14 protein-coding genes are annotated in these 14,963 nt (G+C 66.0%); 8 read left to right on the forward strand and 6 right to left on the reverse strand.

The features are described from left to right. Nucleotides 1–8: 8 nt before the first annotated feature. The gene (locus Pla123a_RS02450; protein ID WP_146583933.1) at nucleotides 9–3,050 is read right to left on the reverse strand and encodes a PAS domain S-box protein; all 3,042 of its coding nucleotides are present in this window, start codon (nucleotides 3,048–3,050) and stop codon (nucleotides 9–11) included. Between the two features lie 611 nt (nucleotides 3,051–3,661). Between Pla123a_RS02450 and rpsR the strand changes: the two genes are divergently transcribed. Then, complete coding sequence (gene rpsR, locus Pla123a_RS02455; RefSeq protein ID WP_146583934.1) at nucleotides 3,662–3,940, forward strand: 30S ribosomal protein S18; 279 nt, start codon at nucleotides 3,662–3,664, stop codon at nucleotides 3,938–3,940. A gap of 139 nt (nucleotides 3,941–4,079) precedes the next feature. Continuing rightward, nucleotides 4,080–4,505, forward strand: coding sequence for an acyl-CoA thioesterase (locus tag Pla123a_RS02460; protein WP_146583935.1), 426 nt, complete (start codon nucleotides 4,080–4,082; stop codon nucleotides 4,503–4,505). A 30-nt stretch (nucleotides 4,506–4,535) separates the two neighbouring features. Here the strand turns inward: Pla123a_RS02460 and Pla123a_RS02465 are convergent, their stop codons facing one another. The 3 genes from Pla123a_RS02465 to Pla123a_RS02475 form a co-directional block, all read right to left on the reverse strand. Further along, nucleotides 4,536–4,727 (reverse strand): hypothetical protein, encoded by a 192-nt coding sequence (locus Pla123a_RS02465; RefSeq protein WP_146583936.1) that lies wholly within the window; start codon nucleotides 4,725–4,727, stop codon nucleotides 4,536–4,538. Nucleotides 4,728–4,738: 11 nt separating this feature from the next. Continuing rightward, nucleotides 4,739–5,437: a hypothetical protein gene (locus tag Pla123a_RS02470; RefSeq protein ID WP_146583937.1), complete on the reverse strand. Its 699-nt coding sequence runs from the start codon at nucleotides 5,435–5,437 to the stop codon at nucleotides 4,739–4,741. Between the two features lie 134 nt (nucleotides 5,438–5,571). Continuing rightward, complete coding sequence (locus tag Pla123a_RS02475; protein WP_197527602.1) at nucleotides 5,572–5,946, reverse strand: ComEA family DNA-binding protein; 375 nt, start codon at nucleotides 5,944–5,946, stop codon at nucleotides 5,572–5,574. Nucleotides 5,947–6,028: 82 nt separating this feature from the next. On the opposite strand from Pla123a_RS02475, the gene nadC reads away from it, so the two are divergent. From nadC to Pla123a_RS02495, 4 genes are all read left to right on the forward strand, one after another. Then, nucleotides 6,029–6,922, forward strand: coding sequence for a carboxylating nicotinate-nucleotide diphosphorylase (gene nadC / locus Pla123a_RS02480; RefSeq protein WP_146583938.1), 894 nt, complete (start codon nucleotides 6,029–6,031; stop codon nucleotides 6,920–6,922). Nucleotides 6,923–7,703: 781 nt separating this feature from the next. Then, entirely contained in the window at nucleotides 7,704–8,492 is a 789-nt protein-coding gene (locus Pla123a_RS02485) for a hypothetical protein (RefSeq protein WP_146583939.1), read from the forward strand. Between the two features lie 703 nt (nucleotides 8,493–9,195). Continuing rightward, on the forward strand, nucleotides 9,196–10,422 hold the full coding sequence (locus Pla123a_RS02490) for an Lpg1974 family pore-forming outer membrane protein (protein WP_146583940.1): 1,227 nt from the start codon (nucleotides 9,196–9,198) through the stop codon (nucleotides 10,420–10,422). Nucleotides 10,423–10,515: 93 nt separating this feature from the next. Then, on the forward strand, nucleotides 10,516–10,938 hold the full coding sequence (locus Pla123a_RS02495; protein ID WP_146583941.1) for an arsenate reductase ArsC: 423 nt from the start codon (nucleotides 10,516–10,518) through the stop codon (nucleotides 10,936–10,938). 172 nt (nucleotides 10,939–11,110) lie between these two features. Here Pla123a_RS02495 and rpsU read toward each other — a convergent pair whose 3' ends face one another. Beyond that, nucleotides 11,111–11,305, reverse strand: coding sequence for a 30S ribosomal protein S21 (rpsU, locus tag Pla123a_RS02500; RefSeq protein ID WP_146583942.1), 195 nt, complete (start codon nucleotides 11,303–11,305; stop codon nucleotides 11,111–11,113). A 380-nt stretch (nucleotides 11,306–11,685) separates the two neighbouring features. On the opposite strand from rpsU, the gene Pla123a_RS24435 reads away from it, so the two are divergent. Further along, nucleotides 11,686–11,859 carry a hypothetical protein gene (locus tag Pla123a_RS24435; protein ID WP_197527603.1) on the forward strand — a complete coding sequence of 58 codons (174 nt, stop codon included), beginning with the start codon at nucleotides 11,686–11,688 and terminating at the stop codon, nucleotides 11,857–11,859. On the opposite strand, the gene Pla123a_RS02505 is transcribed toward Pla123a_RS24435, so the two are convergent. Continuing rightward, the gene (locus Pla123a_RS02505) at nucleotides 11,825–13,495 is read right to left on the reverse strand and encodes an ABC1 kinase family protein (RefSeq protein WP_146583943.1); all 1,671 of its coding nucleotides are present in this window, start codon (nucleotides 13,493–13,495) and stop codon (nucleotides 11,825–11,827) included. The genes Pla123a_RS24435 and Pla123a_RS02505 overlap by 35 nt on opposite strands. A gap of 627 nt (nucleotides 13,496–14,122) precedes the next feature. Here Pla123a_RS02505 and Pla123a_RS02510 point away from each other — a divergent pair. Further along, entirely contained in the window at nucleotides 14,123–14,623 is a 501-nt protein-coding gene (locus Pla123a_RS02510) for a DUF3592 domain-containing protein (protein WP_146583944.1), read from the forward strand. Nucleotides 14,624–14,963: the final 340 nt, after the last annotated feature.

Consider the following 14,963-nt stretch of genomic DNA (forward strand, 5'->3'; position numbering starts at 1 on the left):
GGGCCGCGCTAGAGGTCCGCGGACCACCGGGGCCTGGGAGGGTGGGGCTCAGAAGAGCCGTCGTTGGGCGACGTCGTGTGTTGGTCGCGCAGCGGCAACAGTATGCGGAACGTAGCGCCCCCTTCGGGCCGGGACCTCCCCACGACCTTTCCCCCGCACTGCTCGACGATCCCGTGGACGACGGCCAGGCCCAGGCCGGTCCCCTTGTTGGCTTCTTTGGTGGTGAAGAACGGTTCGAACATCCGGTCGAATGCCTCCTTCGCGATGCCGGCGCCGTTGTCCGTCACCGAGAGCTCGGCCCACCGCACGCCGGCCAGACGCTCCTCGACCGTCTCGCCCTGGTTGACGCCGGTCTTGATGACCACGACGCCGTCGCTCGAGGAGATCGCGTCGCGCGCGTTGACCACCAGGTTGAACAGCGCCTGCTCGAGCTGCACCGGGTCGGCCAGCACCGGCAGCGGCTGCGCGTCGAGCACGAACTCGCAGCGAACGGAGTTGCCGGCGAGCCGCTGGAGCAGCTTGCTGAGCGAGTCGACCTGTTCGTTCAACTCGAGCTCGCGGGGCTGGTGCGGCTGCCGGCGGCTGAACGTGAGCAGCTGCCGTGTCAGGGCCGAACCCCGGCCGGCGGCGTCGGCGATGATGCTGAGGGTCTCGTGCGTCGGCGCGTCGGGGTCCATCGACTCGAGTTGCAGCTCGGCCTCGCCGAGGATCACCGCCAAGAGGTTGTTGAAGTCGTGCGCGACGCCGCCGGCCAGCCGGCCGATGGCCTCCATTTTCTGGGTATCGCGGAGCCGGTCGGCGAGCCGCCGGGACTCGGTGACGTCGCTCAGCACGCCGTGTTGGGTCACGACACCGTCTTCGACCGAGCCGAGCGAGTACCGCCCCTCGAGCCACCTCTCGCCCCGCTCGGGGTGCAGCAGCCGGAACTGGTGGACCCAGCCGGTACGTTCCCGGACCGCGGTGAGCACAGCCTCCCGGAACGGCTTCAGGTCGTCGGGGTGCACTCGATCCCGCAGGGCGTAAGCGTTGCTCTGCAGTTGGGAAGGTGTGAGCCCTGTCAATTCATAGATGCCGGGGCTGAGGTAGGTGAACTCCATCGATTCGTCCGAGGTGAAGCGGACAGAGTTCAGCACCCCGGGCGACGCCTCCGCCGTGACCATGAAGCGATCCCGCTCACGCTGCAGCTCCTGCTCGGCGATCTTCAGGTCGTGGATATCGGTGGTGGTGCCGTACCAGCCCTCAATCTCGCCGCTGTCGTCCCGCCCGGCGACTGCGCGGGACTGCATCCAGCGGTAGCCAGACTGCTCGGGGGTGGCAATCCGCATTTCGACCTCGTACGGTTCGCCGGTGCTGAGGCTGCGAGACCACGCCGCGTTCCGGCGGCCAATGTCGTTGGGGTGGACCACCGGCGGCTGCCAGCCAGAGACGTCGTCGAAGTGCGAGCCCTGGTAGAGCTCGAGGCTCCGTTGGTTGCGGTACCTGAGTCGGCCATCGGGTTCGGCGACCCAGACCGCGGCCGGGATCGATTCCGCCAGGCCGCGGAAGCGGGCCTCGCTATCACGCAGGCGTTGTTCGGCTACCTTGCGGGCCGTGATGTCGCGCACGACAGAAATCGCCTCGGTCGGCGTGCCAAGGTCGTCGGTCTGAATCGCAATCGAGAGCGTCACCCACTTGATGGCGCCATCCTTGCAGCGGTAACGCTTGTCAATCTCAAAGTGGCGCTCTCCCCGTTCGAGAGTCTTCTTGGCCTCGAGTTGGCCGCGGCCGCGGTCGTCCGGGTGGGCGATATCGCCTACATTCAGCTTGAGGATCTCGTCCTGCGAGTAGTGGAGCATATCTGCCAGCTGCCGGTTGGCTAAGCGGATCTTGCCACTAGGGAGGTCGGCGATAAAGACGCCCACCGCGGCGTTCTCAAGAACGGCGCGGAAGCGAGACTCGCTCTCGCGAAGCCGTTCCGCCGCCTGCTTCTTCGCCGTGATATCGATGACGATACCGTAGGCGTGCGCAGAATTGGCGCCGCTGCGGCCGCGCATCACGGCCTCCAGCCAGGCCCACACGCAAGTACCGTCCTTCTTGAGGAAGCGTTTCTCCATGCCGTACTGGCGGACGCCATCGGTAACCGCCTGCTTGTAGCGAGCGACATCCCGCTCGCGGTCTTCTGGGTGCGTGACGTCGCCAATAGTGAGCCGCACCAGCTCGTCGTGGCGGTAGCCCAGCATCTCGCAGAAGCGGTTGTTCGCGGCGACGTACCTGCCGGTGTAGGCGTCGACGACCGTGAGGCCGACGCTCTCATTCTCGAAGAGCGTGCGGTACCGCTCCTCGCTCTCTCGCAGGGCGGAAAACGCCTGCTGGCTGTCGGTCTCGTCGCGGACAGTCATCACGATCAGCGGCTGGCCAGTGGTGGTGTCTTGCACCACGCTTCCGTTGTAGCGAAACCAGCCGCCGCTCGGATTGTCGACGGGTCGGACGCACAACAGCATGTCTTCGACAGGCCTGCCGTTCATCATCCGGAGGTACGGCCACTCCTCAAACGGGACCGCTTCGCCGCTCGGCAGGCGGACGTCGAAGGCGCCCTTGTGGTCGTGGATCATGTCGCCAGGGCGGAGGGGGCTTGCTTGGCCGCCGCAGCTAACGGAGTACGCCCCCAGTATGGTCCCGCTAAAGTCCATCACCACGACTCCCGCCGCTACGCTGTCGAGGATGCCGCGCAGGCGATCGCGTTCAGACTTGATCTCGGCGACGGAATCGCCACCCGGGTCAACTTCGGGAGGCGCGTCCGTCAGCACGCACAGAAGGGAGTGGTCGAGCAGCACCCGGGCGTCGAGCCGAAGTCTCCGCGCGGCGCCTGCAAGGGCGTCGGGGCAGGTCTGCCGACGCAGCACCGAGCCGACGGCAGATTGGGCGGCCGCGGAAGCGAGTTCATCGACCTCGAACCCGAGGCTCCGCAGGGGGGCCTCACGGGCAGGCCGTTCGCCCATCAGGTCGATCAGCAGGTCGTTGCCGTGGAGCAGCTCGCCCGTGGCGGAGAACCAGCCACAGGCGGTCGGCATCGCGTCGACCGCCGACCTGGGGTCGAACGCCGCCGGCGCGCCACCGTGGGGGCCAGCGGTCGGCTGCGGAGGGTCGCTGCGGTTTGCTGCGGCGGGCTTGTTCGTTGAGGCTCCGCGGTCTGCTGTCGGAGGCGGTTCTTCTGCCCGTAGTCGTGCAGGCGGTGGTCCGACGCCAGGTTGATTCGGTCGAGCAGGCACAGGGCGTCTCCTCAGGCGTAGGTCACCCGTCGACGACACACAGCAGGGCTGTTGGCCGTAAACCTGACTTGGATGAGCGTGACAGAGGTAAACACCGGGCCTTTCCCGCTGGCCGATAGGCGCCCTCCGCCAGGCTCAGCATCGGCCAATCTGCGGTGGGATGCAAGACGTTTGGGGCCCAAATCCGAGTCTCATTTGGCGGGCATTCGCCTGCGAATGGCCGCCGCAGAGCGTCGATCTAAGGAATGCAGCCGGGGCGGCAGACGACCCCTGGTGGTACGGGATCCAACGGTCGTCCCCGCCGGGCAGGGGCGGGGTGCGGCTACGGGGTTGCGTCGAAAGCCGACCGTCGTATAATGCGGGGCTTGTAATGATGTTGGCACTCCCACACCCCACATAACAAGCTTTCGACCATGGCGTTTGGCAAGAAGCGGCGTAGCACCGGCCCGAACAACAAGCGGCGTTCCAAGGTGAAGACGCCAAAGAAGGACCCGTTGTTCATCGATGGCGTGAAGCCAACCCCGATGTACGTCGACTACAAGGACCTCGAGCTGCTCTCGAAGCTCACCAACCGCCACGGCCGGATCGTTAGCCGCCGCAAGAGTGGCTGCCACGCCGCGAGCCAGAATGCGGTCGCCCGGGCGATCAAGCGGGCACGCTTCATGGCGCTCATGCCGTACGTCGGCGACTGATCGGCTGCCGAACGTCGCGTTGTGCCTGGGCCGGCTGCTAGCTAGCCTGACGGGCCGTTTGGTCGGTTCGTGCAGCACGGCAGTGTAGGGGCGTTACGGTCGCGACCGATCACGACTCGCTCCTCCGGTGGCCCTTGCCATGCCAGAAGTCTTTCGCACTCAGCGGTTCGTCGAGTTCTCCGATACCGACATGGCCGGCATCGCCCATTTCTCGGCCTTCTTCCGCTACATGGAGTCGGCCGAGCACGCCCTGCTGCGGAGCCTTGGGCTGAGCGTCTTCCAGTCGCACGGTGATGACCTCGCCATCAGCTTCCCCCGGGTCAATGCCGAGTGCGACTACGCCTCCCCGGTCCGCTGCGAGGACGTTCTTGATATCGAGGTCGCTATTACCAGGTTGGGTGGCAAGAGCATCACCTACCGATTCGAGATGACCTGCGGCGGGGTTGAGGTTGCCACCGGGGCAATGACCAGCGTCTGCTGCCGCATCGAGCCTGGCAAGCCGCCGGTCGCCGTGCCGCTGCCGGACGAGATCGCCGAGAAGCTGCGGCCGTTCGTGGCCGGCTAGTCGCCGTTGGTCTTCTCGGGGTTCTGGTTTCTAGGGATTCTGGGCCCGTAGGTTGCCGTTGCTGTCGTAGCGGATGAACGCGAAGTAGACGAACACGATCAGCAGGATCGGCACGTTGACCAGGAAGAACCAGCTGATGTAGTGGATCTGCAGGGCGGTCAGCACCGCCACGGCGGCCCAGAGCCACCAGGTGTCGCGGGTCAGGCTGCGGATTTGATTCATCGGATCCCCGGCTATTCGGCCCCAGCAACGGCGGGCGTGGCGTCGGTCTCGGCTGGGTCGGCGCCGGGCTGATCGTCCGGGGCGCCGCTTTCCGCAGAGTCGCCATCCTCGGAGTCGGCGCCTTCGCCGGCGTCCGCAGAATCGTCGTCTTCATCGTCGTCCGCTGCTTCGTCGTCGAGTTCTTCTTCCTCTGCCTCTTCGGCGTCCACCGTCTCGGCGAGGGGCGAACGCAATCCGAATTGGTGCACCAGCCTGCCCCCCTCGTGGGCCGCGTTGGCGAGCTCGGTGACGGGGTACATCCACAGGCCCAGGAAGATCAGGTTGATGAGGATCCGAGGGCCGATCTTGGCAAGCGGCTTGTAGAAGGTTGTGAGCAGGCCGACGCCGAGGTACAGCACTGTTAGGGCGGTAAACAAGTTGCGGGCGTATATAGCCTGCTCCTCGTGGTGGTCGAGGACATCGTAGGGGTCGTCCTCGGCTTCGACTTCTTCGTCAAATTCGCCCATCCAGTTCATGGCCTCGTCTCCCGTGCTGGTGGCGACGAATGCTGCCCCCACGCCCAACAGCATCAAGATTAACGTGCACACCAACATCGTCCGTAGGCCGGTGACCGCCGTGAGCACGACAAACAGCGGAACTACGAACAGTAGCGCGATGGGGAAGTGCACGACCACAACGTGCAGACCGCCAGGAGGAGGGGTAGGGGGCATAGATCAGGCTCGCAAGTCGATGCAGGGGCGTGTTGGCGTCGATCGAGAAATCGGCTGACTGACGCCCCCAGGATGGTTGATTGGCCAACGTGTGTCGAGTCCGTACCGCAGTGCGGCCCACGCCCGAAGTTCCCTTACTGCTGGGCGACCGCGTCGTCCTCGGCCAGCGGCAGCAGGTACCGCTGCATCTGGGCCAGCTTGCGGGGGCCGATGCCGTTGACCCGCATTAAGTCGTCGGCGGTCCGGTATCGTCCCTCGGTGTCACGGGAATCGACGATCCGCTGTGCGAGCACCTGGCCGATCCCAGGCAGTTGGGCCAGCTCGGGCCAGGTCGCTTCGTTCACGTTGACGAGGTACTGGTACCGGAGCGGGGTGGCGTGGTCGATCTCGATCAGCCCGGGGGCAGCCTGCTGATGGACCGCCAGCCACGCCGCAAAGCCGAGCATCGCCACGAACGTCAGCGCGGCCACGGCCAGTTGGTCGAGTCGTCGGAGCAGGGGCTTGGGCACGGCAGTGGATTGCCAACCGGGAGCGTGGGCATCAGACTCCTAGGTTAGCACGCCGCCAGACCCCGTACCGAGAGGAAGAGAGTTGGCCGCCGATTTTTCACAGATCTCCTGGGACGCAGCCACCGAGCTCGCCGCCCAAACGCTGATCCGTCTGGCGTTGCAGGAGGACCTCGACCATCAAACCGACCTCACCTCACAGTGCGTGGCGGACGGAGGCGGTCAGGCGACGGCGTCGTTCGTGTCGCGGGGCACGGGGGTCGTCGCGGGGCTGCCGATCCTGCCGCTGGTCGCCACCGAGGCGGGCGCCGCAATCGAGGTCGAGTTGCTCGCCGCTGACGGGGACAGCGTAGCCCCGGGCGACGCGGTCGCCACGATGTCGGGCCCGGCAATCGACCTGCTCACCTGCGAACGCACGATGCTGAATTTCCTCTGCCGGCTATCGGGCGTGGCGACGCTCGCTAGCCGCTTTGTCGACGAGGTCGCCGGGCAGGCGGCGATCTACGACACCCGCAAAACGACCCCCGGCTGGCGCCGCTTAGAGAAGTACGCCGTCGGCTGCGGCGGCGGCCACAACCACCGCACCGGGCTCTACGACGCGGTCCTGATTAAGGACAACCATCTGGCCCACGCCGCCAGTGCAGGCGTGACGCCCGCCGACGCGGTCCGCTCTGCCCGCCAGCAGGCGCCCGCGGGGACGGTCATCGAGGTCGAGGTTGACTCGCTCGATCAGCTCGAGCAGGTGCTGCCGGCACGGCCGGATATCGTGCTACTGGATAACATGAGCAACGAGCAGCTGCGGCGAGCGGTTGGGGTGCGGGATTCCGGCCACGCGGGGGTCGTCCTGGAGGCCTCAGGTGGCGTGAACCTGCAAACCGTGGCCGGAATTGCCGCCAGCGGGGTTGATCGGATTAGCGTCGGGGCGCTGACTCATTCGTCAGGATCGTTCGATTTCGGCCTGGATTGGGGGAGGATTTGAGCGACCGTAAAGCGGGTTGCCACAACGGTTTGACCCCCTGAGCCCGCGAGCTAGATTTGCCGGGTTGAGGCGCCCTTGGGGAGGGGCATCTCGGCTTGGACGCGGCGGGTAGAGCATGGAGCTTGAGGGGACCCCGCCGCGTCTCTTTTTTGTTTGAGTGTGACGGTCAGGGCGACCTGCGAGTTTTGAGAAAACTTGTTGACAGTCACCAGTGCCCCGCTTAGTCTATATATCAGGTGCGGACAGCCGTTCCGCCCGTAGCGGTCTCAACTGCCTTAATTCCGCTGCTTTATTAAGTTTCTGAAGAGGGGTGAACTCATGAATGTCAATTCGGCGGTCGCGGGACTCCTCCGCGTCACGTCCGGGCATTCACCGAGTCAGCCATTTGGGCCCCTCACTGGCGCGAGATTCTGATCGCGTCGTGTCGCCTGCGAGCCAATTCCTTTATTTGTATGCGCTCCGCAGACCCCTCTAGCTGACTCATCCGCAGCAACTCGTTTGCTGCTCCCCGCCCGGCGCTCTGACGCCCAGGACTGTTCCACGAGCAAAGACGCAACCGGTCTGGCGCTGTGCGCCTGCCCTGCTGCGTAGTGCTCCTCAATTGGCGTCCGTTGAATCTGGCCGCGTCTCTTTGCGCGGCGTTGCGCTGGGGCCTCACCCGGTCCTAGCGTTCGTGTCAGACATCGTTGCCCGGCAAAAGCATGCCGGGCGTCCTACCCAAAAGTATCAAACGCTCCAGCAAGTCGGCTCAGCCGGCGCTGGGACAAGGATTTATCAACTCATGCGAAATCAACTAGCAACCTGTCTCGCGGCGCTCGCCGTGGCGACGCTCGCGGCCGACGCCCGTGCCGTGAATTCCTACGAATTCTCACTCTCGTTCAGCGAGGCGCTGATGGAGGCTGAGGGCACTCCCGACGAAGCGATCGTCAAGCACTACGAGGGCTGGGACTCGGCTGTCGCCCGCATCCGGAAGCGGAACATGCCGTTCATTGAGATCACCAACACGTCCACCGCGGCGGAGGTGATGTCGCGGTTCACGATGTCGATCGCGAAGCCCCAGTACGACTTCTCCGACGACGTGCTGCTGTCGTTCGCCAAGCTCGGCGTCACCACGCCTGGAATCAACATTAGCAGCAGCTCGCCGGACGACGGCGACACGCTGCTGGTTGTCGATTTCGTTGATGGCCTGCAGCCGAACGAGACCGTCCGCTTCCAGGTCGACATCGACGTCGACCCAGACTACCTGGCCGCGAATCCGGGCGTCGAGATCTACCCACACCCGGACTACCGGATGGTGTTCTTCGACGTCAACGGCAACGACAGCTCGGACAACTCGGTCCTGACCACGACCTTCACGGCCGCGAACGGCTCGACCAGCTCGCAGTCGCAGACGCTGCCGGACTTCGATCAGACGACCGATGTCTACATCAACGGCACCGGCCTGCGGAACTACAACACGATGGACGGCGTCGAGATGTTCGAGCTGACCGGCGAAGGCGAGATCCCCGAGCCGGCAGCCGGCTTCCTGGCGATGATGGCGCTGGCCGCCGTCCGCTACCGCCGACGGTAGCCCTGGACTAGCGTTCGCGTGCCTTCAGCGTGGCCCCCTGTTTGGGGTGGCTTGCCCCGCTGAGGGCGGAACGATTCTCAGGTGGATCCGTGGAGGTGGCCCATGTCGAGGCGCGTCTGCTTTGAAACCGGCAGCTGCAAGGCTGCAGGACTCCAGCGACCGGCTGGGTGGTGCTCTGGGCGAGAAGACGCCCGGAGCTGCCGAACGATCGCGGGGCGTGGTGAGCAGCTGTCGTGCGCCACGCTCGTCGTCCGGCGGTGCCGATTAGTCCGCCGCAAGTAGTCCATTGAGAACGCCAAGCGGCGGCGCCGTTCACTCGGGTAGGGGTGACTACGGCGCCGCCGTTTCTTTTTGCGCGCTGCCATCGCTGGCGCCCCTCCTGCTAGCAGTCAGGCTAGCAACCATCTGGGGCAGATCAGCAGGCCAACCAGGCCGACTGAGCAGCTCCCGTTGCAACCGGCAAGAGCCGGCATCGACGGGACTGGCCGGGGCTCAGGTGGGGTTGTGGCGGTTGCTCCGCTCGGCGGGGTTGCATGGATTGTGTCGAAAAAAAGCAAAGTGCGGATGTTCCGGTTTCCGATTCTTGGATACGTCCCGTGATCGCTACGGGGTGCGTTCTACGGACGCTCAATCCAGCTAGCGTGGCCCCGCAGGCGGAGTTCGCCAAGCCACGCGACTGGGATCCACAAGGGGGGAAACCGAAATGAGAAACTTCTTACGCGCAAGGTATGCGCTGACCCTGGGCATTGCCCTAGGTCTTCTGACAAACACCGCGGGAGCCCAGCAGGACGCCATGCTGGCGGTCTTCGAAGGCGATGCTCAGGGCGTCGAGAACGCCGGGTTCATTGGCTCCGGCAGCGACGTGCAGCTCGTTAGCTGCGACTCTCCCATGGCCGAGCTTGGGCTGGGCGCCTCGGGGTGCAGCCACCAGATCGTATTCGGCGCCGAGTACCTGATGGTCCGGGCGACTCACAGCGAGCAGCTGGCGTATGTCGAGAACAACACGGTGGGCCTCGGCACGAACGACGAGTTCATCCGCTACCACCAGTTCGAGTCGAGTTTCGACCCCTCGTTCCGGGTCTACGCGGGAATTCGTATCCCCGAGTGTGGCCAAGAATTCCGCTTCACCTACACCAACTTCAGCAGCGACGGCAACTTCAACAGCATTGCCCAGTCGGGCGCCGCGGGCGTCGGGCCGGTTGACATCGCCGCCCCGTTCGAGGTAATCCCGGCAGGCACCGGCGACACGCTATTCGGCTCGTCCTCGGTCAAACTCAACAACTTCGACCTGGCCTGCATGAAGACCATTCCGTTGGGGTGTGCCCTCGGTTCGGGCTGCGGCGACTGCTGCGACCCCTGCGGTTGCGACCCCTGCGGTTGCGACCCCTGCGGCTGCTGGTGCCCCGCGTGGGACATCACCTGGAGCGGCGCCGTGCGTTTCGCGGACATCAGCTCCGAGCTGAACTACGGCAACAACATCGTCAGCACGACGGTCCCGGTCGCCAACCGCTCCGCCACTAGCCGGGTCGACTTCACCGGCGTTGGCCTGCGTGGCGGCTTCCTGGGTCGTCGCTACTTCGGCAAGACCGGCATGACGAGCGTCTTCCTAAAAGGCGACATCTCGCTGCTCGTGGGCGACCTCGACTACTCGGCCATTGGCACCGACGGCACCGGCGCCAACCAGTTTACACCGAGCTACTTTAGCGGCACTCAGGTGATCCCGGTCACCGAGCTCGAGGCCGGCGGCACCGTCGCGCTGACCAGCAACCTGAGCGTCAGCGGCGGCTACCTGTTCTCGGCCTGGCACGACCTGGGGCACCGTGCGGAGTACAACTTCGCCACGACCACCGGTGGCCAGACCGTCAGCCTGGACGACGCCAACATCCTGGCGTTCGACGGCTGGTTCCTCCGTGCTGAGGGAACCTTCTAGGCTGCGAAGGCACGCTTGAAACCTAAGGCAGGGCCGGTTCGAATGAGCCGGCCCTGCTTTTTTCTTGCGCAACTTACAACCCACTACACGCCGATGAACCTCCTCTTCCTCTGCACCGGGAACTCCTGCCGCAGCCAAATGGCCGAGGGCTGGGCCCGGGCCCTCAAGTCCGACGCGCTCAACGCCTACTCGGCCGGCATCGAGAAGCACGGACTCAACCCGTACGCGGTCCGCGCCATGCAGGAGGCGGGCGTCGACATCCGCGGGCACGAGTCCCAGACCGTGGCCGACCTGGGCCCGATGGAGTTTGATGTGGTGGTGACCGTCTGCGGGCACGCCGACGAGAACTGCCCCGTGTTCCCCGGCAACGCCCGGGTGGTCCACCACCCGTTCGACGACCCGCCGCGGCTGGCGGCCGACCTGGAAGACGACGAGGCCAAGATGAAGGTCTACCGCCGGGTGCGGGACGAGATCCGCCAGTTCGTCGAAGGCCTGCCCGGCTCGCTCGAGGGCTGAGCAACGCCCGAGCAACAAGACCATCCGCGCAAGAAGAAAGCCCCCTTCAACGCCAGTTGCTAGCGGCGGGGGCTCTGGTCGCCTCGGCGGCGCGTCTGACCGTTGTGCTCACGTGTCCGGCGGACACTGGGGCGCCAGTCGGCGTCGCGCTCGACGGTGTTACTTGACAGTGTTACTTGTTGAGCAGCCGCTCGCGGCGGGCCCGACGCTGGGCACGCAGGCGGGCGCGACGCTTGGTCTCGGACGGCTTCTCGTAGAACTCGCGGACACGCATCTCTTTCTTGATGCCGCTACGCTCCACCAGTTTACGGAAGCGGCGGACCGCCTCTTGGGCTGTTTCTCGTTCGCGAAGGGTCAGCTTAACCACGTCGTTGATTCATCCTAACTAGGGCGTTCCGGGGTGATCCCCCCACACGGCAGGCTGCCGGGCTGTGGGGAATTCGTAAGGATAGCCAATTTACCGTGCCTGCGCCAAGGCGTCTCGCCGGACTGGGCGCCGCACTCGCCGCTCGCAGCCTGCCTGGCCGGCACACCTTGCCGAGCCGCTCCGACCGGCTTTTCAGGACCGACCGGCACAACGCGCAACTGTTGGCGCCACAAAGGGTTCCAGGCCACCGACCGCCCCGGATCCGGTGCACCCGCAGGCCCTGGCGGGTCGATCTTTCTGGCGTTGAGGGCGCCCAACGGGTGAGCGGCCTCCGATCGCGATCCCCCTCCGAAAAGGCCGGCGTCCGCCGTCCCCTCCGCATGTCTGGTTCCCCGCAGGCCAATCCGCACGCTCAGCGGCTGGCCGATCTCGACCAGCGGCACGACGACCTGATCGACGAGATCGAGGCCCTCAACACCCGCATCGAGGCCGCCCTGGCCGAGCTGCTCCCCTCCGCGGCTACTTCCGACGCTCCAGCCGCCCCGACTTGCTGATCGCCCGCAGCAGCCGCATCCCGAGCATCGCGCTCAGCACCACGCCCGCCAGCCCCGGCGCCGAGGTCCCCTCCAGCGGCCAGATCCGGATCGGCAGCACGCCGTGGCTCACCATCAGCGACGAGCCGAGGAACAACGCGCTGGTCATCATCCCCAGCACCAGCCGGTTGACCGACGGCTCCAGCCCGCGGTGGTCGAGGTGCACGTCGAACTTGCCCGACTGCACCTGCTCTAGCAGGCTGCCGAGCCGCCGCGGCAGGGTCTCTGCGAGCCGCTCGGTCTCGAAGAACAGCCGCCGCAGCCGCCGCGCCTGACGCACCGGCGAGAACCTCCGCATCAGCGCCCGCCGCTGCAGCGGGGCGAGGATCTCGATCAGCGAGAAGTCGGGCGCCAGCTTGCGTGAGGTCCCCTCGAGCATGATCATCAGCTTCAGCAGCATCGCCAGCGACGCCGGCAGCACGATCTGGTGGCGGCGGATGATGCCGATCAGCTCGTGCAGCGCGCCGCTCAGGTCGAGCCCGCTGATCGGCTGGCTGCCGTAGTGGTCGACAAAGTCCGCGACGTCCATCCCCAGGGCGGCCTCGTCCAGGTCCGGCGGCGTCGCGCCGACCTTGGTCACCACCGAGGTCAGCATCTGCGAGTCGTTGTTCACGACCGCCGAGATCATGTCCTCCAGGTCCTCACGCATCCGGTCGCCCAGCCGGCCGACCATGCCGAAGTCGATCAGCCCGACCCGGTCGCCCGGCAGCACGATCAAATTGCCCGGGTGGGGGTCGGCGTGGTAGACGCCGTGCTCGAAGACCATCGTCAGGAACGCCTGCGCCCCGCGCCGCGCGACCAGCTCGAGGTCGGCGCCGTTGGTGCGGAGCTCCGGGTCGCTCACCTTGCGTCCCTCGAGCCACTCGGCGGTCAGCACCCGCGACGAGCAGAGCTCGGGGATCGCCGCCGGCACGCAGACCGAGTCCGACTTGCAGAAGTACTCGCCGAACTGCTCCAGCCGCCGCCGCTCGTGCGAGAAGTCCAGCTCCCGCAGCAGCGTCCGCTGGAACTCGGTCGCGACCGCGGTCGGCCGGTAGTTTTTCAGCTCCGGCAGCCGCTCCGCCAGCGACGCCAGCCCGATCAGGATGTCGGTGTCGACCGCCGCCTGGGCCTGGATGTGCTCGTGCCGCACCTTGACCGCCACCAGCCGCCCGTCGGTCAGCCGGGCGCGGTGCACCTGGCCGATCGAGGCCGACGCTACCGGCGTCATCTCGAACTCGGCGAAGCACTCCTCGAGCGTGCCACACAGGTCGGCCTCGATGGTGGCTCGGATCCAGTCCCCCTTGTCCTCCGGCGCGCTGCTCTGCAGCAGCACCAGCTCGTCGGCGAGTGCCGCCCCGACCAGGTCGGGCCGGGTGCTCAGCACCTGACCGAGCTTGATGAACGCGGGGCCGAGCTCCTCCATCGCCCGGCGGATGCGGGCCTCGTGGCTGATCCGCGAGATGGCCGCCCCTTCGGAGTCCTTCAGCAGACCGGTCGCGATCGGCAGCTCGAACCGGCTCAGCCAGCCGGCCAGCTGGTACTTGCTCAGCACCGACACGATCTCGCGCCAGCGGTTGGCGTTGCGGTAGAGCTGCGGGATGGTCGAGATCTTCATCCGTGCCGAACGGGGCCAGGCTGAACAGGGCAGGGGGGAACAACGGGGCTGCGACTCTATGGTACCTCTACGGTAGGCCCCGGGCGACTCGCCACCGCGGCTCGCCCACGGTTGGCCCAGGAGCGATCGGGTTCTAGTGGTGGTAACGGTTGTAGCCGGAAAGTTGGTGCGTCTACAAAGCGTCGCGGCTCCGCCGCGCGTCTGCCGCAGTCGCCGGGGTTTTGTCCCACACATTCGCCGAGCGGATCGCCGGCGCCCCCACCCGCAACGCGTTTCGCACTGCTATACCAGCGTACAATGCTGCACACCCCCCACCGCCGCCACCGGTGTATTGTCCGAATAAACGCGCGGAGGGGACAAAACCCCCACCCACGCCGACCCCTCGGCGGCTTGGCCCGTCACAACGACTTCTCTTACCACCGGCGCAGCACCGCACGCCGCGGAGAAGCAACTTCTCGCGTCAGCGCGACACGGCGAACACTCTTATTGGACCGCACGTCGTGGCGCTTTGCAGTAACAAACCGGCAGGGAATTGGGATTCGTCGGATTCCTGCTGGCAAGTTCAGAGCCGGGCCGATGACCTACACTTGAGTTGCGTCTTGCCGACCCAAGATCGAGGTTCCCGCGATGCCCCGCCAATATCGGTTGCCGCTGCTCTTCCTCTCGCTTGCCTTCACCGGCGGGGTGACGGTCGCGATTGGGCTGGTGCTCGGCGGCAAAATGAGCCGGCTGGAGGCCGACGGGGTCACGACGACCGCCCGGGTGACCCGCCTCCGAGAAGTCTCGTCTGGCAGCGGCAACAGCCGCACAACCAACTACCGCGTCTGGCTAGACGCCGAGCACAACGGCCAGGACTACGCCCTCGAGGACGATGTGGCCGAGGACATCTACCGCCCATTGGCCGAGGGGGGCTCCGTCAGTGTGGTCTTCGTGCCGGACGGGAGCGGCCTGTGCCTGATCGGCGCACAGGCCGACGTCGCCCGCGTCGCGCAGACGGCCGAGTGGGTTCGGTACGGCGGCGCCGCGGTCGCGGCAATCGGCGCCACACTGCTCGCGGCGGTGTGGTTTGCCCCGCGACTGCCGTCGAACGATGGCAGTCTCTCGGGGCAGGCGTATGGCCGAGCCTAGCAGGCCTGCCGAGTTCTTGACGCTTCAGTCGATCTTCTCTCTGTTGCCTCTGCGCCCTCCTGTTCACAGGAAGGGAAGGAAACCGGAGGACGCAGCGGCGGCAAAGGGCGAGAGGTGGGGGTGAACGGCTCTGCCTGAGGCGACTTATCTTGCTTGGCCGGCAGCGATCCGTGACCATGTTGTCTGCTGCAACCGGTATGGCATTTGTGGCCACAGATCGAGCATGCTGAAGCTCTGCTCTCTGCGGTTCTCGCTCCAGTGCGCCAGTTGTTTCACGGCGACGACTTCTGCCAGCGCATACGAGAAAACCGCAGGGCAGCGGGCTGCCCTGCGGTTGCGC

Origin of the sequence: Posidoniimonas polymericola (assembly GCF_007859935.1) — a bacterium.
GTDB lineage: Bacteria > Planctomycetota > Planctomycetia > Pirellulales > Lacipirellulaceae > Posidoniimonas > Posidoniimonas polymericola.